This window comes from Bacillus cereus group sp. BfR-BA-01355, assembly GCF_022663675.1.
Classification (GTDB): Bacteria; Bacillota; Bacilli; order Bacillales; family Bacillaceae_G; genus Bacillus_A; species Bacillus_A thuringiensis_S.
Map to the genome: position 1 here is coordinate 1 of NZ_JAKUFY010000507.1, position 217 is coordinate 217.

Consider the following 217-nt stretch of genomic DNA (forward strand, 5'->3'; position numbering starts at 1 on the left):
GTTGTTCTTCTGCGACTGGCGCTTCTTCTACAACTCGTTTATTTTCTTCTGTTTCTGCAAGTAAAACATTCGCAAAGCTTTGAACGTCGTTCTTTGTCTGTTCATCAGCCTCAGCTACATGTATGAATTCACTCTTTTGTTCAATCGCTTCATCTTCTTGCTGAATTTCCTCAAGTGCTACAAATGTCTCTACTACAGGCGCTTTTATTTCTGCAAT

1 protein-coding gene is annotated in these 217 nt (G+C 39.6%); it reads right to left on the bottom strand.

The window, feature by feature from the left end; genetic code table 11:
* On the bottom strand, positions 1-217 hold a 217-nt coding region (locus MR167_RS32680; RefSeq protein ID WP_242316330.1), incomplete at both ends, for a hypothetical protein.